Annotated in this window: 17 protein-coding genes and 3 pseudogenes; 14 read left to right on the top strand and 6 right to left on the bottom strand. The window is 60.7% G+C overall.

From position 1 onward, the window contains the following. From VL598_RS02695 to VL598_RS02705, 3 genes and pseudogenes are all read right to left on the bottom strand, one after another. A pseudogene (locus VL598_RS02695) lies at positions 1-303 on the bottom strand (esterase); the annotation flags it as partial. 365 nt (positions 304-668) lie between these two features. Then, complete coding sequence (locus VL598_RS02700) at positions 669-1,490, bottom strand: anti-sigma factor (protein ID WP_325325163.1); 822 nt, start codon at positions 1,488-1,490, stop codon at positions 669-671. After that, positions 1,487-2,005, bottom strand: coding sequence for an RNA polymerase sigma factor (locus VL598_RS02705; RefSeq protein WP_325325164.1), 519 nt, complete (start codon positions 2,003-2,005; stop codon positions 1,487-1,489). The genes VL598_RS02700 and VL598_RS02705 overlap by 4 nt, the downstream gene beginning before the upstream one ends. A 340-nt stretch (positions 2,006-2,345) precedes the next feature. On the opposite strand from VL598_RS02705, the gene VL598_RS02710 reads away from it, so the two are divergent. Then, positions 2,346-3,440 (top strand): catalase family peroxidase, encoded by a 1,095-nt coding sequence (locus VL598_RS02710; RefSeq protein ID WP_325325165.1) that lies wholly within the window; start codon positions 2,346-2,348, stop codon positions 3,438-3,440. After that, entirely contained in the window at positions 3,437-3,985 is a 549-nt protein-coding gene (locus VL598_RS02715) for a cytochrome b (RefSeq protein ID WP_325325166.1), read from the top strand. Before VL598_RS02710 ends, VL598_RS02715 begins: the two co-directional genes overlap by 4 nt. A 70-nt stretch (positions 3,986-4,055) precedes the next feature. On the opposite strand, the gene VL598_RS02720 is transcribed toward VL598_RS02715, so the two are convergent. Beyond that, the gene (locus VL598_RS02720) at positions 4,056-4,967 is read right to left on the bottom strand and encodes a LysR family transcriptional regulator (RefSeq protein WP_325325167.1); all 912 of its coding nucleotides are present in this window, start codon (positions 4,965-4,967) and stop codon (positions 4,056-4,058) included. Between the two features lie 103 nt (positions 4,968-5,070). On the opposite strand from VL598_RS02720, the gene VL598_RS02725 reads away from it, so the two are divergent. Then, positions 5,071-6,492 carry an aldehyde dehydrogenase family protein gene (locus VL598_RS02725; protein ID WP_325325168.1) on the top strand — a complete coding sequence of 474 codons (1,422 nt, stop codon included), beginning with the start codon at positions 5,071-5,073 and terminating at the stop codon, positions 6,490-6,492. 199 nt (positions 6,493-6,691) lie between these two features. On the opposite strand, the gene VL598_RS02730 is transcribed toward VL598_RS02725, so the two are convergent. After that, positions 6,692-7,024: a DUF4148 domain-containing protein gene (locus tag VL598_RS02730; RefSeq protein WP_414718641.1), complete on the bottom strand. Its 333-nt coding sequence runs from the start codon at positions 7,022-7,024 to the stop codon at positions 6,692-6,694. A 482-nt stretch (positions 7,025-7,506) separates the two neighbouring features. On the opposite strand from VL598_RS02730, the pseudogene VL598_RS16965 reads away from it, so the two are divergent. Next, a pseudogene (locus tag VL598_RS16965) lies at positions 7,507-7,747 on the top strand (hypothetical protein); the annotation flags it as partial. A gap of 156 nt (positions 7,748-7,903) precedes the next feature. Here the strand turns inward: VL598_RS16965 and VL598_RS02735 are convergent. Beyond that, on the bottom strand, positions 7,904-8,245 hold the full coding sequence (locus tag VL598_RS02735; RefSeq protein WP_414718642.1) for a DUF4148 domain-containing protein: 342 nt from the start codon (positions 8,243-8,245) through the stop codon (positions 7,904-7,906). A gap of 809 nt (positions 8,246-9,054) precedes the next feature. On the opposite strand from VL598_RS02735, the pseudogene VL598_RS02740 reads away from it, so the two are divergent. The 10 genes and pseudogenes from VL598_RS02740 to VL598_RS02785 all read left to right on the top strand — a co-directional run. Further along, positions 9,055-9,216, top strand: a pseudogene (locus VL598_RS02740) (alpha/beta fold hydrolase); the annotation flags it as partial. A 156-nt stretch (positions 9,217-9,372) separates the two neighbouring features. After that, positions 9,373-10,050 carry a heavy metal response regulator transcription factor gene (locus tag VL598_RS02745; protein ID WP_325325186.1) on the top strand — a complete coding sequence of 226 codons (678 nt, stop codon included), beginning with the start codon at positions 9,373-9,375 and terminating at the stop codon, positions 10,048-10,050. Beyond that, positions 10,047-11,465 (top strand): heavy metal sensor histidine kinase, encoded by a 1,419-nt coding sequence (locus tag VL598_RS02750; RefSeq protein WP_325325171.1) that lies wholly within the window; start codon positions 10,047-10,049, stop codon positions 11,463-11,465. The genes VL598_RS02745 and VL598_RS02750 overlap by 4 nt, the downstream gene beginning before the upstream one ends. 282 nt (positions 11,466-11,747) lie before the next feature. Next, complete coding sequence (locus VL598_RS02755) at positions 11,748-12,032, top strand: YtcA family lipoprotein (RefSeq protein ID WP_325325172.1); 285 nt, start codon at positions 11,748-11,750, stop codon at positions 12,030-12,032. Between the two features lie 38 nt (positions 12,033-12,070). Next, positions 12,071-13,132, top strand: coding sequence for a multidrug transporter subunit MdtN (gene mdtN, locus VL598_RS02760; RefSeq protein WP_325325173.1), 1,062 nt, complete (start codon positions 12,071-12,073; stop codon positions 13,130-13,132). A 9-nt stretch (positions 13,133-13,141) separates the two neighbouring features. Further along, positions 13,142-15,304 (top strand): FUSC family protein, encoded by a 2,163-nt coding sequence (locus tag VL598_RS02765; RefSeq protein ID WP_325325174.1) that lies wholly within the window; start codon positions 13,142-13,144, stop codon positions 15,302-15,304. Then, entirely contained in the window at positions 15,249-16,787 is a 1,539-nt protein-coding gene (locus VL598_RS02770) for an MdtP family multidrug efflux transporter outer membrane subunit (protein ID WP_325325175.1), read from the top strand. The genes VL598_RS02765 and VL598_RS02770 overlap by 56 nt, the downstream gene beginning before the upstream one ends. 260 nt (positions 16,788-17,047) lie before the next feature. Then, a complete protein-coding gene (locus VL598_RS02775) occupies positions 17,048-19,228 on the top strand; it encodes a TonB-dependent receptor (protein WP_325325176.1) in 2,181 nt (726 codons plus the stop codon). A 253-nt stretch (positions 19,229-19,481) separates the two neighbouring features. Continuing rightward, the gene (locus VL598_RS02780; protein ID WP_325325177.1) at positions 19,482-20,189 is read left to right on the top strand and encodes a MotA/TolQ/ExbB proton channel family protein; all 708 of its coding nucleotides are present in this window, start codon (positions 19,482-19,484) and stop codon (positions 20,187-20,189) included. Positions 20,190-20,351: 162 nt separating this feature from the next. Continuing rightward, on the top strand, positions 20,352-20,750 hold the full coding sequence (locus VL598_RS02785; RefSeq protein WP_325325178.1) for a biopolymer transporter ExbD: 399 nt from the start codon (positions 20,352-20,354) through the stop codon (positions 20,748-20,750).

Consider the following 20,750-nt stretch of genomic DNA (forward strand, 5'->3'; position numbering starts at 1 on the left):
GGGGCCATTGCCGCCGATCACGATGTCCCAGGTGGGATACATCGAATGCGGCGCGAGCACGAGAAACTGGTGGGTTTGCGCGTGCTCTTCGATAAAGGGCAGCACCTTTTCCGGAAAGCCGCCCGCGCCGTGAAACATCACAAACAGGGCGACGGGCTTGTCAGCCCTGAGCCCCTCGGGCACGAACAACACGGCGTCGCGCTCATCGGCAATGCCCAGATGATGGCGGCCCGGCGGCAGCGGCCCTTGAGTCGGCTCTGCGTGCGTAAAGGAAAGACGGCCAAGCAAGGAAGGATCGAACATGGCGGGGATGGGTTCACAAATCGGTCGGCAAATAGGACGCGCTCGGGGGTAAAACGTTACGAGCGTTGCAGCTGTATCGGCCGTGTGCTGTCGAGGATGCAAATGAGGCGCGACGTTTGCCCGGCGCAGAAAAAGCCTGCGGCGACGGTTGTCTGAATTTTTCCGATACGCATGGAACACCTCACATCTTCGATGCCGGCCGATTGGCCGATGCATAGGAACATAGCGGGTTTCCACGGCGGAGAACACGGCAAGTCCGGGCTCGGAACGTCATTGTCCGGAGCGGTAGGTTGCTGTGGCCGTCATTGACGGAAATGTGAATAACGGACAACGTGCGCGTTCAACGGCTGTGTTCGTGAACGGACTCACCCGGCCTTGCGGGTCAACTGCGCATAGACGGCATGCGACAGACTGAGCAACGTATCGCGACTTATGCCGCCCGAGATCGCGTAGCCGAAATCGCCGTCAACCCAGTAAAAGACGTTGACAGGCCCGTCCTGATAAAGCTTGAACGCCGTCGTATTCGAGGGCACCTTTTTGCGGGAAACGCTCAGCGTAACGCGCTCTCCCGCAGCGTCGCGATACATGAACAATGCCATCTGACCATCGTCGCCTGGCACGATGCGTCCACCCATGAGCTGGAAGCCAAGCCCGGACAGAATGGGCGGGTGCACGTCGGTACCGAGCTTGTTCGCCAGCCAGCGAACGAAGTCTTCCTCTTGATCCGTGCTGATCCGGGCGGGCCTGTCCACTGCGGTCATATAGAGAACATGCGCTATTGCCGCCCGACGCGCAAAGGGATCCGCTTCGCCTGCACTCGCCGAGCGCCATTCGCCATTGCCGCCGGCCGACAGCGTGGCGAGCGTGTGGCCCATCTGCGTCCCGGTGCCGATCGCTATTCCGATCACCAGTGCGGCAGCCATCCCCGCGAAACGCGGCCAATTCGCGGCGTTGAACCGCTGGCGTACCAGCATTGAACGCAGCCGATGGGGTACGGGCTCGCTCATCACCTGATCGTAGCGTTCGTGCAGCAGTGCGTTCAACGAAAAGTAATCGCTGACGCGAGCCGCCAACGCCGCATTGTGTGCGAGCAGCAGATCGATTTCCGCGCGCCGCTCGTTGGGCAACGAGCCATCCACGTAGGCCTGAATCTCTTCTTCGCTGATTGTGCTCTGCCAATTGTTCATCGGGCCACCTTTAATTTCGCCGCCGTTTGCACACCCGCCATCAACGCCCTCAGCCGTTCACGCCCGCGTGACAGGCGCGACATGACGGTGCCGACCGGAATACCGAGCGCCAGTGCAACATCGGCGTAGCTCATTTCTTCCAGACCGACGAGCAGTACCACTTCTCGCTGCTCGGGTGGCAATCGCTGCAAGGCGTAGTCCAGATCGCGCACCTCGAGCGAGCGCGATTGGCCCGCCGGCACGGCAAGCTCATATTCGGCAATGCCGTCGTCGTCGACAGACAGATGAACTGCGCGGGCTGACGCCTTCCTCACCTGGTTCGCGAACAGGTTATGCATGATCGTGAAGAGCCAGGCTCGCAGGTCCGTGCCAGATTCGAAACGACTGGCGTTGGCCAGCGCACGCTCGAGCGTGTCCTGCACGAGGTCGTCGGCGAGATGTTCGTTGTGTATCAACGCTCTCGCATAACGGCGCAAACGCGGCACGTGCTCCATCAACTCATCGCGGATGTTCATTTCGTCATACCGATCAACCGTTGCACGCCGTCTCACTACGGACCCACACCGCTCACAATGGCAAACACCCAGCCATGCAGATTATTCCCGCGACCCGCGTGCAGCCCGATGCGCACCGCGTCGTCAGTTGCCCGATAGGAGGGCAGTGCGCAGGCCGCGGTGCGTGGGCTGCCTGATTCTACTGCGTCGATTGCAGCAAGGCGTAGCCCGGGCTGCGAGAGGTTCGATTTCAAGTATTGGACCGAGCGGCGCCTGGCGCGTGAGTGCGACTGGAATAAAGCGCGAGGTCAACGGTTTACAGATCGACGTTTCATTTTTCAATTCAAGGGAACAGGGCCACATGAAGAGACCAACGTCTACACCGCCCGGCATCTGCGTGCCGTGCCGGCTTGGTGCGATCTTTACGGTCGTCGCCGCAATCGCTGGCGGGTTTGCTTATGCAGCAGGGTGGTTCTCGCCGACACGACTAAGCGCGCCGCGTATTATCGATGCTTTTCAGGCCAATGCGGGGGTTCACCCGGGCTACCGCCGCAATCACGCGAAAGGCGTCTGCGTCGAAGGCTATTTCGACAGCAACGGCAATGCGGCCGCGTTGTCCGTTGCAGACGTTTTTGTTCGCGGGCGCCGCACCGCGGTGACCGGGCGTTTCGCGATCCCTGGCAGCAACCCGTCGGCGCCGGATACCAGCGTGCCTATCCGTAGCATGGCGTTGGCGTTTATGTTGCAGGACGGTGAACAATGGCGAACGGCCATGAATTCCACGCCCGTTTTTGCGGTTCGCACGCCCGCGCAGTTCTACGAACAACTCGTCGCCGCGCGGCCCGACCCTGCAACCGGCAAACCGAATCCGGCGAAGCTTCAGGCGTTTTACAAGGCGAATCCCGATACTCGGCCCTTTCAGGCGTGGGTGAAAGCACATCCGCCGGCGTCCGGTTTCGCAAACGGCGCGTACTACAGCATCAACGCATTCCGGTTCACGGACTCAGCCGATCACACACGCTCCGTGCGCTGGGCCATGGTGCCGGAGGCACCCTATGCGCCGTTCGACGCTCGTGCGAGCTCTGGCTCGGACTTTCTTGCAAGCGACCTCATGCGCCAGCTTGAAGCAGGCAACCTGCGCTGGCATTTGATCGTGACGATTGCGGCGTCCGGCGACAAGACAGACGATGCCACTCAGCTATGGCCGGACGACCGTCAGCACATCGATGCCGGCACGCTCGTGCTCGAGCGCGAGACACCCCAATCGGACGGTGCTTGCCGCGACATCAATTTTGACCCGACGGTTTTGCCCAACGGTATCAGCCCCTCCGATGACCCGCTGCTTGCAGCTCGCTCGGCGGCTTATGCAGTGTCTTACAAGCGACGCACGCGTGAAGAGGCGTTCCATCCGGAAACGGCAACAGCAACAGCACATCACGATTCGAACCCTTCATGAAATCCGTACGCACACATTTCAGCCCTGTTCAAAGGGTGCTGCATTGGGCCATGGCGGCGCTGCTTTTTGTCATGTTGTTCATCGGTGTTGTGATGGTGTTCACCGTCTCGCACCTGCATAGCGTGCTCCTCGTCATTCATCGGCCACTAGGTATCGCATTGCTGCTGCTCGTGGTGATCCGCTTTATCGTGCGAATGGCACATGGCAGTCCGCCGTTGCCGAACGATGTGCCGACTTTGCAACACGTCGCGGCGAAGCTTACGCAAGTTGCCATGTACGTCATGATGGCTGCGATGCCGCTGATCGGGTGGTCGATGCTGTCCGCCGGAGGGTATCCGGTCGTGCTGTTCGGTGCCGTCCATCTGCTGCCGATCGCACCTCGCGACCCGGTACTCTTCTCGTCGCTGCGCACGCTGCACACGTGGCTGGCCTTCGCACTTTTCGCGACAGTGCTGCTCCATCTCGCCGCCGCTTTGTTTCATGGGCTCATTCGGCGAGACGGCGTGCTGTCGAGCATGACGGGATGGGCGTCACGCCGCGGATAATGGCATCGCCGCCGCACGCAGTTGATTGGGTGGTGTGTCGGTGCGGCGGCGGGCAGCCGCCGATGAGCGTTTATCGCATGCCACGATATCGTGCGTCAGCGTGTTCGCGGATGATATCGATCAGCGCGCGCAGTCCCGCGGACACGTGACGCCGGCCAGGATAGTAGAGACATAGTCCGTCGAGCGGCGGCGTCCAGTCCTCCAGCACTCGCACGAGTGTGCCGACCTCCAGATCCGCGTTGACCGTCGACTCGGGCAGATAAGTGAGACCCAGCCCAGCGCGCGCCGCCGTCAGCATCAGACCCGATTCGTCGAGCGTCAGCGCGCCGTCGCCGTCGACGCGCACTGTTTCGCCGCGCCGCTCGAACTCCCAGTGATAAATCGCGCCGCTCGGCATCCGGGTGCGGATACAACGGTGTGCCTTGAGATCAGCGGGTGTTCGCGGTGGCTTGTGCTGCGCAAAATACGTGGGGCTGCCGACGATGGCAAACCGCTGCCTATCGCCAAACGGCACGGCGATCATGTCCTGTGGCACCGTTTCGGCGAGGCGGATGCCTGCGTCGAACCCTTCAACCACGATGTCGATCAGCTTTCCCTCCGTGACGATATCGAGCTTCATCTCCGGATATCGTTGCAAAAATGCGATGAAGACCGGCATCACCTGATTTGCCGCACCCGCCGAGGTGTTGATGCGCAAGGTGCCCGACGGCGTGTCGCGGAAAGTGCCGGCCTGCTCGAGTGCGACTCGGATTGTTGAAAGCGCAGGCCCGACATTGGCGACGAACTGTGCGCCGGCTTCCGACAACGACACGCTGCGTGTTGTTCGATTGAAAAGCCGCACGCCGATGCGCGCTTCGAGCGCGGCCACCGCATGACTGAGTGCGGACGTCGATATGCCCATTTCGTTTGCCGCCGCCCGAAAGCTGCGATGGCGCGCGATAGCCAGCACGGCTTCCAGTTCAACCAGGCCCGATGTCTTCATTGTCCTAAATTGCTCAATAGGTCGTCCTCGATTGTACGTCTAGTCAGCGCAATGCCGGCGGCCTATCGTTGTGGTTCACACAGCGCTTTCCGGAGCCGCAACGATGCAGATCATCGACACCATTTATATCGACGGAGCGTTTGTTACGCCGCACGGCAACGAGCTCTTCGATCTCTTCAATCCGGCGACCGAGCAGGTGGTCGGCCGCGTACGCCTGGCCGATGAAGCGGACGCGCGCGATGCCATCGCTGCCGCAAAGCGCGCGTTTCCGGCGTTCTCGCGCACGAACAAGCGTGAGCGCGTCGACATGCTCAAGCGCATGCATGCGGCTATGGCCTCGAGAAAGGAGGCGCTTCTCGAAGCTATCGTCGAGGAGTATGGGGCTCCCGTGTCGCTTGCCCGATGGATGGCGGAGCACGCGAGCGACGTGCTGTCGGAAGCGGCGAAGGTGCTTGAGGACTACGCTTTTGCCCACCGGGCGGGACTTGCCGAAGTGGTGATGCAACCGCTCGGTGTGGCCGGCCTTGTCACACCTTGGAACAACAATGCGGGCTTCATCTGCGGCAAGCTCGCTGCGGCGCTCGCTGCAGGCTGCACAGCAGTCATCAAGCCGAGCGAGATGAGCGCTATTCAAACGCGTATCGTCACTGAGGCGTTGCATGAAGCAGGGCTCCCGCGGGGCGTATTCAACATCGTAACGGGACGTGGTGAAACGGTCGGCGCGCAGATCATCTCGCACCCCGATGTCGCGAAGCTATCGTTCACCGGCTCGACGGCTGTCGGAAAAGCGATCCTGCGCACCGCTGCCGAAACGCTGAAGCGCGTGACGTTGGAACTGGGCGGCAAGTCGCCGGCGATCGTTCTCGACGATGCAAGCTTCGACGAAGTCGTGCCGCTCGCGATTCAAGCCGGCTTGATGAACAGCGGCCAAGCGTGTATCGCGGGCACCCGCATTTTGGTGCCGCAGTCGCGCCTCGCGGAGTTTGAGGCAAGGGTTGTGGAAGCCATTGGAGGCATTCGGGCGGGCGACCCGCGAGACCCCCGCACGAGCATCGGCCCGATGGTCAGCCAGAAGCAATGGGACCGCGTGCAGCGCTATATCCGCATCGGAATCGACGAGGGCGCACGCCTGATTGCGGGAGGCGAGGGCCGGCCGCACGGCGTCGAGGCAGGCTGGTTCGTCCGCCCGACTGTATTCAGCGATGTGACGAATGGCATGACGATCGCGCGGGAGGAGATATTCGGCCCGGTGCTTTCGATCATCGCGTACCGAGACACCGAGGAGGCGATCGAGATTGCCAACGATACGCCTTATGGCTTGCAGGCTTATGTGTTCTCGTCTGATGTCGAACGGGCGCGCGAAGTGGCATCGCGAATCGACGCGGGGCGCGTGCTCGTCAATACGCTGGCGCACGAGCCGGCCGCACCGTTTGGCGGTTTCAAGCAATCGGGCATCGGACGCGAGTACGGCACGTTTGGGCTGGAAGCGTTTCTTGAGCCGAAGGCGGTGATTGGCGCACCGTGATTAAGAAGTTCACGCGCGGAGCATGTTGGAAACTTGTACAGCGCGGTGTCAGTTGACGAGCGTACTCGAAGAGGGCCGTGACTGAACCATTACGCAAATGCGAAAACGCCAACGCGCGTGGCTTGTGCACGCGCGTTGGTCTTCGATGATGCGCCGGATTCGGTGCCAAAAGCAGATGGGCGCAAACTCATGCTCAAGTTCAATCTCCTGAGTACACGTCGCAGAAGGTGACTGGACCCACACAGGCGGGCGGGTCAGCGTCTTGCATTGGCGCGCCCGAAGAAGCATCGCCATTTTGCGCAACACCGCCGACGTCCTGCGCGGCCGCCGCGACCTTTGCCTCGGCAGCTTGAATATCGGCCGGGTAAGTGCTGTCGCTGCCCTGCGAAGGGTTGTAACCCGCCTGCTCGAGGCGCACTAACTCAGCGCGTACTTCAGCACGCGTCAGCGGGCCATTCGATTGAGCAAAGCTCAGCGCCGGAGCCGAGATTGCGGACGCGGCGATAATAAGAGCAGTCAACGTCTTCATGATTAGGTATCCTAAATAAAATTAGAGAAACGGAGAAAGAGAGACAAAATAAAACCGTCAACACCGTGCGTTAGCCGCCGAAGTACAGTGAGCAGAAGGAAACTGGGCCGACGCACGCTTGGGACGCAAGCGACGACACATTCGACGGTTGGCTTTCAGTACGGCTCTTTTCTTGAGCAAATGCGTTGGAAGTGGCACCAGCCAAAGCAATGAGAGCCATCGAAACGCATACGGCGATCTTTCTGTTCATTTTGCACTCCTAAATTAAATGTCCTAACAACTAAGGGTCGGCTGCGTAAAACGCTTTCGGTTACAGCGTGATACCAGTCTAGGGAGCGGACTCCCACGGGGCCGTGACCCGGCTATTACAAAAAAATGACAGAGAGGAATGCGTTAGCGGGCTCGTGGCCACCGAAGCAAAGTGCGCGCCGAAGCATTGGAAATCCACTCAGTGATCTCTCCATCGGGCCGGCGCAATATGAAGGCGGGCGACGCCGCTACTTCTCGGTGCAGACGATTACCTCGTCAAGCCCTTTTCGTTCGCGGAGCTGCTTGCGCGCATTGATTGCTTCTCACCTTTGGGACATGAACTTCGATAGCGATAGCGATATCGTCTGCGGCGTGGTGCGCCGGCTGAGGCAAAAGGTTGACGATCGCCGCGATGCGGTGATTGAGAAGTTCACGCGCGGGGCATGTTGGAAACTTGTACGGCGTAGCGTCAGTTGACGAGCGTATTTGAAGAGGGCCGTGAATGAACCATTACGCAAGCCATTCTCAAAAACGAAAACGCGCGTGGCTTGTGCACGCGCGTTGGTCTCTTCGATGATGACTGGCGCCTGATTTGGGGCCAAATGCAGTGGGAGTGAAACCCATGCTCCAAGCTCAGCCCCCGAAGTACGGGTTGCAGAAGGTGACCGGGCCCACACAGGCGGGCCGTTGCATCGGTGCGCCCGAAAAAGCATTGCCATTTTGCGTAACACCGCCGACGTCCTGCGCGGTAGGCTTTTGAGCGTCCTGCGCCGCGACTTTTGCCTCAGCAGCTTGAATATCGGCCGGGTAGGTACTGTCGCTGCCCTGCGAAGGGTTGTAACCCACCTGCTCGAGGCGCACTAAGTCAGCGCGTACTTCAGCACGCGTCAGCGGGCCATTCGATTGAGCAAAGCTCAGCGCCGGAGCGGAGATTGCGGACGCGGCGATAATAAGAGCAGTCAACGTCTTCATGATTAGGTATCCTAAATAAAATTAGAGAAGCGGAGAAAGAGAGACAAAATAAAGCCGTCTTAACGCCGTGCGTTAGCCGCCGAAGTACAGTGAGCAGAAGGAGACTGGGCCGACGCATGCTTGGGACGCAAGCGACGACACATTCGACGGTTGGCTTTCAGTACGGCTCTTTTCTTGAGCAAATGCGTTGGAGGTGGCGCCAGCCAAAGCAATGAGAGCCATCGAAACGCATACGGCGATCTTTCTGTTCATTTTGCACTCCTAAATTAAATGTCCTAACAACTAAGGGTCGGCTGCGTAAAACGCTTTCGGTTACAGCGTGATGCCAGTCTAGGGAGCGGACTCCCACAGGGCTGTGACCCAGCCATTACAAAAAAATGACAGAGCGGAATGCGTTAGCGGCCCGTGGCCAATGCAGCAAGGTGCGCGCCGAAGCAACCACTCAGTAAGGTCTCCATCGGCCCGGCACAATAGGGATAAGGCAGGCGGGCGACGCCGCTACTTCGTCATTCTTTCGTAATGATTGAGTAACGGCCCTGTGCGAGCGTGTTCCCTAGACTGGCATCAAGCTGTACTGAAATCTCATTCACTTGATGCGAGAAAGGAGTTGCTATGCCAGTTGCTCTGCGTCTTCCCTCGCTCTGTCCGGTCGTCGCGAAGGCTACCGCCGCACAGAAGGATGCCGTGCTTGCGCACCGAGCTTCCGTCTACGGCACCGGTTTGGCCCCGGACGATCCTCCGGCTGACGGCACGGCGGGTGTCCACAACATGCGGATATCCGCGCGCATACGTGGTCCGCGCCGGCCGTGCTCATGGCGCAGGCCTCCGTTGCGCCCTGGAATAAAAGGCCGAGGTGGTATATGGTCGCGAAAGAAGACACGATCGTTCACCAGGAACTCGAGCGCATGCACTCAGCGCGTCCGGTTATGGTGAAGGCCGACGGTGTGGGGCATTCGCCATATGAATCGCCTCCGGACGAAGTCGCCCCGCCGAGTGCCCAGGCTGCGCAGCTAGGGCCCGTCAGCGATCGTTTTGTCGATCGCGATGCATTGCAGGTGACGAGCAGCGTGGCGCATTCGGTCGCTGTCGTTGACAAGTCGACTGGGCGCGAAGCAGAGGCGGTATGGAATATGAGAATCCTAGTCATCGAAGACGAAACCAAAACCGGTGAATACCTGCTCAACGGTTTGACCGAGGCTGGCTATATCGTCGATGTGGCCGGCAATGGCATCGACGGATTGCACCTTGCGCAGGAGATGCACTACGACCTGATCCTCCTTGACGTGATGATGCCGGCAATGGATGGCTGGACCGTCATGAAGAGGCTGGGTGCTCGCGTCAACACGCCAGTGTTGTTCCTGAGCGCGCGCGGCACGCTCGAAGACAGGTTGAAGGGTCTCGATCTCGGTGCAGATGATTACCTCGTAAAGCCCTTCTCGTTCGCCGAGCTGCTTGCGCGAATTCGCATTATCCTGCGTCGAGGGCAGCCGCAGAAGCAGGAAGAAGAGGCGTTGGCAATCGGCGATCTGTGTATCGATGTATCGAAGCGGCGGGTCGAACGCGGTGGTGTACGCATTGCGCTCACGAACAAGGAGTTCAATTTGCTGCTCTTCTTCGCGCAACATCAGGGGCAGGTGCTCTCCCGCGCATTGATCGCGTCTCGCGTTTGGGACATGAACTTCGACAGCGATAGCAATGTCGTTGACGTCGCGGTGCGCCGGCTGCGGCAAAAGATCGACGATCCCTTTGCGGTTCGTGTCATCCACACGGTGCATGGTGTGGGATATCGTTGCGAGCATGAAACATGAGACGCCTCTCGCTCACCTCCCGGCTTGCGTTGCTGTTTGCGCTGATGGTTTTCGGCGCGTTGGCGATTGTCGGCTGCGCGCTCTATCGCCAATTGGAAGCGCAACTGATCATGCGCGACGACGCTGCGCTCGTCACGCGCGTCGACCAGATTCGCACGTTGATGAAGGATGTCGACGTGCGGCAGTTGATCCGTGAAAAGCCGCACCTCTTCGCCAACATGCTTGGCAATGCCGAATCGTTGCTCGTCGTTCGCTTTCCGGGGGAGGCGCCACTCATCGCAATCAACCCGGGCCAAAAGGCCATACCCGACGTGACGCCAGTCTCGGTAAATGCACCACTGACGCTCAGCGCGGTTCACCATACGAGCGCAGCGGACGGTACGCCATTCATCTATGTCGCTGCTGCCGCGCATGGCATAGCCGGGCAGCGCGACGTCGAGATCGTCTCTGGCCGGCTCTTGAGCGAGCGCACGCGAATGCTGAGGGAATACCGCAAGCACGTATTCCTTTGGGCTTCGTTCGCGGGTGTAGCAGCGGCCTTGCTCGCTTTCGTTCTCGCGCGGCGCGGTATGTCTGCGCTGCGTCGTCTTGCTGCGCAGACTGCATCGATCGGAGTGGGGACGATTTCGACTCGAATAGAGCGACGCAACGCACCGCCTGAGCTCGATGCGGTAATTGCCGCGTTCAACGGTATGCTCGATCGCCTCGAGCGCGGATTTACTCAGTTGAGGCAGGTTTCGGCCGACATGGCGCACGATCTACGCACGCCGATCGGCAATATGCTTGGCCTGACCGAAGTGGGCCTGAGTCAGTCGCGTGATAGCGCGTATTATCAGCGGCTGCTTGGCTCCAACTTCGAGGAGCTGCAGCGCATGTCGAAAATGATCGACAACATGCTGTTCCTGGCACGCACGGAACACGCGGGCCCTGCGCTCGAGCGCAAGGAATTGACTCTTGCAGACGAATTCGAGCGGATGGATGAGTATTTCGAAGGTCTTGCGGATGAGCGCAATGTGGGCTTGGCGTGGCATGGCAGCGGTTGCGTGTGGGCTGACCCGATGCTGTTGCGGCGCGCACTCGGCAACTTGTTGGCGAATGCCGTGCGCTACGCGGAGCCGGGAACGGCCATCTCGATCGTGGCTAAGCATGGGCCCGATGGCACGACGGTCTACGTCGAAAATCGCGGCCCGACGATAGAGCCGCATCACCTCGAACGAATTTTCGATCGCTTTTACAGAGCGGATGCCTCGCGGCATCGCTCGTCGGAGTCGAGCGGGCTCGGGCTTTCGATCGTGCGCAGCATCATGCAGCTGCATGGCGGGAGTTGGCACGCGTCGAGCATTGCAGGCGTGACACGGTTCACGCTGGTATTTCCGCAGCAGGCCGAGTTAGAGCGACTTCATGTTGCCGTATAGCGCATTGCGTCCATCGTATCTGCGATCCAAGGCAAGAAGCGCGTCACTGGGGAGGGTGGCGCGATCACGACCTTGGAAGTGGTTTCATTAAGTCAACAGCACCGGTTATCCGCTTGACTGTCATCCGCCCCACATTAGGGCTAACCGTATGAGGAAAGCGCAGTCAGCTCTACGTTGCCAGCGCCGAATTTTCATATCGTCCTCGTATTCAATGCGCTATAACAAACAGGCCAATACGCGCGTTCGTTTCAGACTCTGCGAGCGATCTCTTGGAGCAAGCACATGCCATGCTTCGGGAAAGGATGGACGGTGCAAGTGAAGGGAACGGCCTGCGGCGCTGTCCTGCCGATTGCCGGCTGCACATATGCGCCGTCCATCAATGTGCTTGGCGCTTACTTCCCTGACTGGTTGTTTTGCATCGTCGCCGGCGTGATGCTCACGGTTTTCGCCTATGTCATTCTCAAACGCACGCGTTATAGCGATCGCGCGCAACCCGCCGCGGTGGTCTATCCGGCTCTCATGATGTCGCTGTCACTCGTTGTCTGGTTGGTCTTCTTTCAACACTGAAATGCTGAAACACTAAAACATTTGTGAAAGGTGGCCACATGACAACAGCCGCCGGACAAGCAGCAAAGAAGAAGACGTGGCCCGCCATTGTGCTGGTGCTGATCGCAATCGTGCTCTTGATCGTTGTAATCATGCTCGTCGATCGTTCGCCAAGAACCGACGATGCATATGCGTATGCCGACACGATCGATGTCGTGCCGGAGGTCAACGGCCGCATCGTCATACTTGCGGTGCGCGATAACCAGGCGGTAAAGCAGGGTGATTTGCTGTTCCAGATCGATCCGCGCCCGTACCAGGACGCAGTGATCCGCGCGAAGGCGTCGCTTGTAGCGCTGGACCGGCAAATCGAGCTCACTCAGCGCACGGTGAATGCGCAGCAGTACAACGCACAGTCTGTAAAGGCCGCGGTCGAAAGCGCTCGCGCGGCCGCCGTTCAGGCTGCGGACACCCTTCGCCGGACCGAGCCGCTGTTGCCCCAGGGGTACGTGTCCGCGGAGGACGTTGACCGCGCGCGCACCGCACAGCGCGCGGCTGCCGCACAACTGGACGCCGCACGTCTGCAGGCACAGCAGGCCGCGGCGGCCGTTAGCGGTGTCGATGCTCTTGTCGCCCAGCGCGCAGTCATCATGGCGGAAATCGCGATTGCCGAACTCAACCTCGAATACGCCACCGTGCGGGCGCCGTTCGACGGGCGCGTCGTGTCGCTGAAAACATCCACAGGGCAATTCGCGTCGGTGGCCAAGCCTGTATTCACGCTGATCGATACGCGCCACTGGTATGTGGTCGCAAACTTCCGTGAGACCGAACTCAAAGGCGTGCGCGCCGGCACGCCGGCGACGGTCTATTTGATGAGCGACACGAGCCAGCGCTTTCGCGGGGTGGTCGATTCCGTGAGTTACGGCGTGCTGCCGGAAGAGGGCGGTCTGTCGCTGCCGGGTGGCCTGCCGCGCATACAGCGCAGTCTCAACTGGGTGCACGTTTCGCAGCGTTTCCCGGTCAAGATTCGTGTGGAGAATCCGAACCGCGAACTCTTTCGCCTCGGCACATCGGCGGTCGCCATGCTCAATCCTGGGCGTGCCGCCCAAGCGGAACACAAGTGAGGCGCCGCCATGCGAATCGTCGATTCTGTTCCCAACAGTGTGCTTCGCGCCGCATCGTTCCTGCGCGGCCAACTCGCGCCCTCCCCGGGGCGCACTAACGTGATGCTGCGCTGCGTACTGACGAGCGCGATCGTCATCGTGACGTCCATGGCGCTACAGGTGCCTGAGATCGCGCTTTCCCTGTTGGTGGTGTTCTACGTGACGCAGGCGAACGTTGTGGTGACAAGGATGGTGGGCATCCTGTTCATCGTAGGTTCAACGCTTGCTATCGGCTTATCGATTCTGCTGCTGAAATTGACATTTGACTACCCGCTTGTGCGCATCGTCGCCGCGAGCTTGGTTTTTCTAGGCAGCGTCTATTTGATGCGCGTGCTGAAGATCGGGATAGCGTTCTTTATCGTGGCAATCGTCGTCATCTATTCGCAAACTTTCGTGGATCGGACCGACCAGGCCGAGTTGGTGATTCGCGCGGTGCTGTGGGTATGGGTTGCCGTGAATTATCCGATCGCGCTCACGCTGCTCATCAATTCGTTGCTGTTGCCTGCTGAACCAGAACTGCAACTCAACGAGGAAATTCACCGGCAACTGATGGCAGTGGATGCGCAACTGGCCTGGTTGATCGACGGTGGCCCGCGGCCCGAGCCGATTTCGCTGCTTGCGGTCCAGCAAGGTGCGTCGACGCTTCAGAGGCTGCTGAAATTTGCGGCGATGCGCAGCGCGCGCGTTCGCGAGGAGCGGGTCTATCGGCTCGCCTGCATTGCAACTGTCTCGCGTCTTTATCGGGCTGCCAGCGATCAGGCCCAAATGCCTCGTGCGTCTATATCTTCGGTGAACGAGGCAATCGTGTTGCGAGAGGTGCGCGAAAACTGCCGTGCGCTCGATGCAGCAGTGGCGGCTGGGCAGCGCTGGCGCTTTGTGCGTACCGAGGCACTGGGGCAGCGTGCCACGGTGGTCGTTCCGGTCACAGTCGAGGAGATGCTGCGCTCGCTTCACGCGTTAAGCGACGTTGACGCGCGCGATACACCCGCGCAAGGCGCACCCGTCAAGGAGCCAATGGTGGCGCCGGATGCGCTGACCAATCCCGCATACGTGCGCTTCTCGCTTAAGACGCTGCTCGCGGTGCTCATTTGCTATGTGTTCTACAACGCGGCCGACTGGCAGGGCGTTCACACCATCATGCTCACCTGTCTGATTGTCGCGTTGCCGAGCCTCGGCGCCTCCACGCAACGCGCAATGCTGCGTATTGGCGGCGCGATGGTCGGCAGCGCGCTCGCGCTTTTCATGGTGGTGTTCGTGGTCCCTCGCCTCGACAGTATCGTGGGCCTGCTGCTGATGAGTTTGCCGGTGGTCGCCTTGGGGGCATGGGTGGCAGCCGGCACCGAGCGTATCGCTTACGCCGGTATTCAGATCGTCTTCACCTTCTCGCTCTCGGTGCTTGCGGATTTCGGTCCCACCACGAACCTCACCGAAATCCGCGACCGCTTGGTGGGGATCCTGCTGGGCGTAGCCGTCTCGACAGCGATGCAGATGTCGTTCTGGCGCGAGGGCGAGGGCGACGTGTTGCGGCAGAAACTGGCAAGCACGCTGCGCTCGGTGAGCACGCTCCTTGCCGCGCCGGCCGCAATCGACACTGCAGCGGCTCAGTTGTCTTACACGCAGCTTCAATTGAAGACGTGGATGTCGATCGGCGATTGTGAGGCCATGCTCGCGCGCGTTGCGCTGGAGCCAGGTTGGCAGGAAGCACCTGAGGCGCAAACGACGGTGCGCGCGCAAACGGTAATCGCCCAGGCGCGCGAGATCATGCTGGCCGGTAATGCGCTTCACAATGTGCTGGGCGTGCGGGATGCGAGCGTGCGCGACGTTCTCCATAGCGCGGCGCAGGCAGTTTTGCAGCAGGCGTCGGCCGATCTCACGCGTTATGCAAACGAGCTTGCCGCCCAGCCGCCGACAGCGCGCTCGCCGGGCGTGTCGGCCGGGGACGCCGTTCGTGCAATAGAGCAAGAGGCGGCGCTTAATGGTCGAACCGATGCACACCAGGAGCCATCACCACACGCACGTCTGCTGGCTTGCACACTCCAGCTCTTGCGCGAGATATCCGCGTTGCCGGACTGGCACGATGAGGCGCCTTCGCCTCCCAATCTTCGCGGGTCACCCCAACATGGCGCGGCCTGAGTGTATCCGCTTTCGCTGGTTTCGCGGCATCACCCTCTGGGCAGCCGTACTGGGCTCTTCGGTGTGCTTGATCGCCGGCTGCGCGCTGATTCATGAGAAGGGCAAGCCCAACGCGACGATCGCGCCCGAGCAGATACGACTCGCAGACGATATCCACCTGGCTAGCGATGGCTGGCCCTCAGCGCGCTGGTGGAAGGACTATGGCGATCCGCAGCTTAATGCACTCATCGATCGCGCGCTCGCCGGTGCGCCAACGATGGTGATTGCGCACGCACGGGTTTCGCAGGCGAAGTCAGACGTCGAATTGGTGAGGGCCGGCATGGGCTTGCAGACGGTTGCGCTCGCGCTCATCAATCGCGAGCATATCTCGGCGCACGGCTTTCTCGGACCGTTCGCGGCGAGCGATCCGGCGCTCGGCACGACCGGGCCGTGGTATACGGAAGGCATAGTCGGACTCAGCGCGAGCCTCGCCATCGATATCTGGGGCAAACAGCGCGCTGAAATTGCTGCGTCGCTCGGCGTGCATAATGCGCGTCTCGCGGAGACGTCCGCAGTCGAACTCGAACTCTCTGCCGACGTCGCACAGCTTTACTACGGCATACAGACCACCTATCAGTTGATTGCTCTACTCGAAGAGTCGCAAAAGGTCGCGGCGTTCGAGGTGGAGTCGCACAGCGCACGTGCGGCGCGTGGACTCGAGGAGCGCACGCGCACAGAGGACGCCCGTGCGCTGGAACTGGCGGTTCAACGGCAGATCGTTGATGCGCTAGGACAAATACGGCAGTTACGCGAATCGTTGCGTGCGTTGATCGGGGCCGGGCCGGACGGCCTGCCTGAAATCGTGCCTGTGCCGTTGCCGCGAACGCAGGCGAGCCTCCCGGCCATGCTCTCATACGAGCTGCTCGCTCGGCGTCCCGATTTGCAGGCGTTGCGGTGGTATGTGGAGTCGTCATTCGACCGGATTGATGCCGCGAAGGCCGCGTTCTATCCGAGCTTCAATATCAAGGCGTTTTTTGGCTTCGACGCGCTGCATTTGAGCGATCTGTTCACTCATGCGAGCCAGCAGATCAACCTCATCCCTGGCCTGTATCTGCCGATCTTCGACGGAGGCCGCCTGAACGCGAACCTTGGCGGCGCACGCGCGGTGAGCAATACGCTGATCGAGCAATACAACCAGGCTGTGCTCAATGCCGTGCGGGATGTGGCCAAGACAGGCAGCCGGCTGCAGGACCTCGACGCCGACGTGAGATTGCAGCAGCAGAAGGTGGACGCCGTCGCGTTTGCAAAGGACAGCGCCGAAGCGCGTTACCAGCGCGGACTCGCGAGCCGGCTCGTCGCCATGGAGGCGCGGCAGCCGTGGATTGCCGAGCGCGTTGCACTGCTTGATCTCGACGGGCAGCGGATCAGCCAGGGCATTACGCTGGCGAAGGCGCTAGGCGGCGGCTATCGCGCCGACGCGCCAGTGGAGCTTGCGCCGCGGTGAGTGCTCCGCATTACTTCGCCGCAGAGAGCCATCTGCTGGTAACCGCCAGGACCCTTGTTGAGGGTAAGGTCGTATCCCGGAGCAACGCCCCACGAGTCCTACTTCCTCACTGCCTGTTTCTAAGTAAGAAATTAGTAATGAAACCCTTAACTTCGTAAGTTACCTATCACCGACGGTTAACGAGTGGTCCCTAACATCGCGCCCTGAATCACCTAACAGCCGCCTGACCGAGCGGCAGTCATGTAAAAGGACGCCTTGAGATGCTACTCACGCAGTTCCGCCGGAAACCACTGACGCAGTTCGTACTCGCCGCGCTTTGCACGTCTGCCGCGCAATTGGCTCACGCCCAGGCTGCTGCCGATCTCGGCACGGTGCAAAGCACCGCCACATCGTCATCGACGGCCAAACCCGCAAACCCCAATCGTACGCAGACCGCTCCTGCTCAAGCGCCCACGCAGGCCTCGCTGAAGGCGACCGAGCCGCAATCGATCATCAGCCGTCACTACATCGAAAACAGCACTTCGCCGACCGACAACTGGAGCGACATCGCCGCAATCGCACCGAGCGTGCAAAGCGTGAACCCGAACGGCCCCGGCCTCATGGAGACGCAGGGCCTCACGATCCGCGGCTTCCAGGACGGCCAGTACAACGTGACGTTCGACGGTATTCCGTTCGGCGACACCAACGACTTCACGCACCATTCGACGTCGTTCTTCACCCAGCAGGTCATCAACAACGTCACGGTCGACCGCGGCCCCGGCGACGCCTCGCAGATCGGCTTCGCCACGTTCGGCGGCACGCTTGGCATGACCTCGCGTGACCCGTCGACGACCCCATCGGCCGCGCTGATCGGCTCGTACGGCAGCTTCAACACGTGGGTCGCCGGTGGCGAGTTCAACACAGGCACGCTCCAGAATTACGGTGATATGCGCTTGATGTTCGGCTATACGGACGCCAACAGCGACGGTTATCTGACGGGTGCCTCGCAGCGCCGCCAAAACGTCTACTTCAAGCTCGAAAAACCGATCGGCAACGACACGCTGGTCACGCTGTTTGCCACCTATACCAAGCTGAACCAGAACGTGTCCTACGGCACGACGCCGGCGGAGATCGCTCAGTACGGTCAGAATTTCGGTTTGTCGTCCAACCCGGCGAGCCAGGACTACAAGGGCTATAACTTCGACCTCATCAATACCGACTTCGAGTACATCGGACTGCAGACGAAACTCGGCGGGTGGTCGATCGACAACAAACTCTACACGTACGGGTACTATCACAACGGCTTTAACGGCTTGGACCCGAGCGGGGCAACGCCGAACGGCCCGGCGTCAGGCTACGCGGTCTACGGTCCGAACGACGTACCCGGCAACGTAATGAACAACAACTACCGCTCGTGGGGCGACGTCCTGCGCGCACAACGAGATATCGGCCCGGGCACGTTGGAGCTTGGAACGTGGCTCGCGTACCAGACGAACTACCGCAACAACTTCGCCGCAGACGCTACGCTGAATTGGGCGTACGTGCCGAATTCGCAGAACTTCACAATGCAGGACCAGTTCTTCACTGCGGAACCGTATCTCCAGTACGCGTTAAAGCTGCCCTACGGCCTCACGATCACGCCCGGCGTGAAATATGTGTCGTTCACCCGGCATATCGAGTCGCCGGTGAACCAGGGCTCGGGACAGCCGATCGACTACAGCACGACCTCTTCGAAGGTCCTGCCCTCGCTGCAGCTCCATGAGCAAATCAACCCGCACTGGAGCGCATACGCTCAATATGCGCAAGGCTTCCTTGCGTCGAACCTGAATCAGCTTTACATCCCCAACGCGGGAACAGCACCGCAGCCCGCGCCTGAGCAGACCGACAACTACCAGATCGGTACCACTTACAGGACCGATAGGCTGACGGCGGGTGTTGATCTTTACTACATCAACTTCAGGAACGCGACCGTCCTAGTCCCCAACGGCGCCAACCCTTACTACGCCAACGCCGGCGGTGCGGTGTACAAGGGCGTCGAAATGGAGGGCACGTACTACGCGGGACTCGGTTTCAATCTCTACGGCAATCTGACGTTCAACTCGGCCAAGCAGAAGGCCACCGGCGACTGGATGCCGAATGCGCCCAAGATGACGGCCGCGGCCGGCCTTCTCTATGAACGCGGACCTGTCAACGGCTCGTTGATCACGAAGTTCATCGGCCGGCAGTACGGGACGACGGGCAACCAGGCCCCGATCGGCGGCTACGCGTACACCAACCTGGCGGCCGGGTACACGTTCACGAATGTCGGACCGTGGGTACACACTGTGCGCGTCGGCGTGGAGTTCGACAATCTCTTCAACAGGCATGCCAACATCTGGTACTTGGGCGGTACAGGCGACACAGCGCTCTACTACACGCTTGCAGGTCGCGGGGTCTTCGGCACGGTGCGCGCTGAGTTCTGACGTTCACCACGGAGTCACGACTTGACGTCCCCCTGCCTGAAGCCTGAAGGCAGGGGACTCCCATCGGATTTGCCGATTCAGCAAGCCGTTCAAGGATTTCACGCGGTAGCGATACATGACGATCATGCCGCCGATGCTAACCTGGGAGTGCCGCCTCTAGACGGCGGCGCTCCCTTCATTCTCGGACTACGCCCCGTAGGAAGTCCCCTTAGGGGACTGGGGGAAAGTCCGAGGTTCTTTGGAGCAAATTCGGATGAACCTCGCCAATCTCACTCACCTCGCGAACGATTCGGGCGGCGTGCTGTACTTCATCGTACTCATGCTGTTCGTCGCGCTCACGATCATCATAGAACGGCTTGCGTTCCTGTATCGCGCATCGGGCAGCAGCCGCGCGGCGCTTGCACGCATCGACACGCTCGAAGCGTTCGATACGGCGAGGCTCTCGGGCTGTGCCGACGAGTTCGCGGGCCAGCCCGTCGGGAGCCTGTTCTCGACGGCGGCCCGGCTCGCCGGCCGTGCGTCGCGAGAAGAGATCGACGCGGCACTCGAAGAAACGATCATGCGTGAAGCACCGCGCGTCGATCGTTTCCTCTGGGTCCTCGATACGATCGTCACGCTCGCGCCGCTGATGGGTCTGTTCGGCACGATCGTCGGCATGTTCAACGCGTTCCAGGTTCTCTCAAACCCGGGCAACGCGCCGACGCAGATCACCGGCGGCGTCGCCGAGGCGCTCGTCGCCACGGCCTCGGGCCTCTTCGTCGCGATGCTCGGTCTCGTGTTCTTCAACGGCCTCTCCAACCGGGTGCGCCTCGTGGTTCACCAGCTCGAGACGCTCAAGTCCTCGCTCTCGAACCGCCTCTGCCACGTGCCGCAAGGGCAGCACGGGCAGCACGAGTCGCACGCCGCTGCGCGCGAAGCGACGCGTTCGGTCGCCGGCAAGCTCGCTTCGCAAGCCGCATGACGTCGATGTCCTCGCTGGCCCCGGCCGGCGGGGACGTCATTCACCTTTCGGCGTTGCCGATCAAGCAAGCGATAAGCAGGAATACCCTGCAAACGCAAACCGAGGAAAGCGGCCCTCTCGCGGCCCCTTTCAAAAGGTCACAGTTTCCCGGAGCAATCCCTGATGAAGTACTTCGAAGCGCGCAAAGGCCGCATCGAGATCATTCCGATGATCGACATCATGTTTTTTCTGCTGGTGTTCTTCATCATGATCACGCTGCACATGATTCCGAACGCGGGCCTGCGCACGCAGTTGCCCGCGAGTGCGACCACCCAGGAGCTGCCACCGGCGAAAGTGATGATCACGCTCTCCGACGACGGCGCCATCTCGGTCGACGGCCGCACCATGACGACCGACGAGCTCACGGCCATGCTGCAGGCGCGTCCCGACGCCGCGCACACCGCCGTGACCATCGTCGGCGCCAAGGAAGCCCGCGTTCAGAAGCTGGTCTCGGTGATGGATGCCTGCCGCGCGGCAGGCATCACGCAGATCGCCATGGCAGCGCAACCCGCGGCGAACTGA

Origin of the sequence: Trinickia sp., from assembly GCF_035492435.1 — a bacterium.
Lineage (GTDB): Bacteria > Pseudomonadota > Gammaproteobacteria > Burkholderiales > Burkholderiaceae > Trinickia.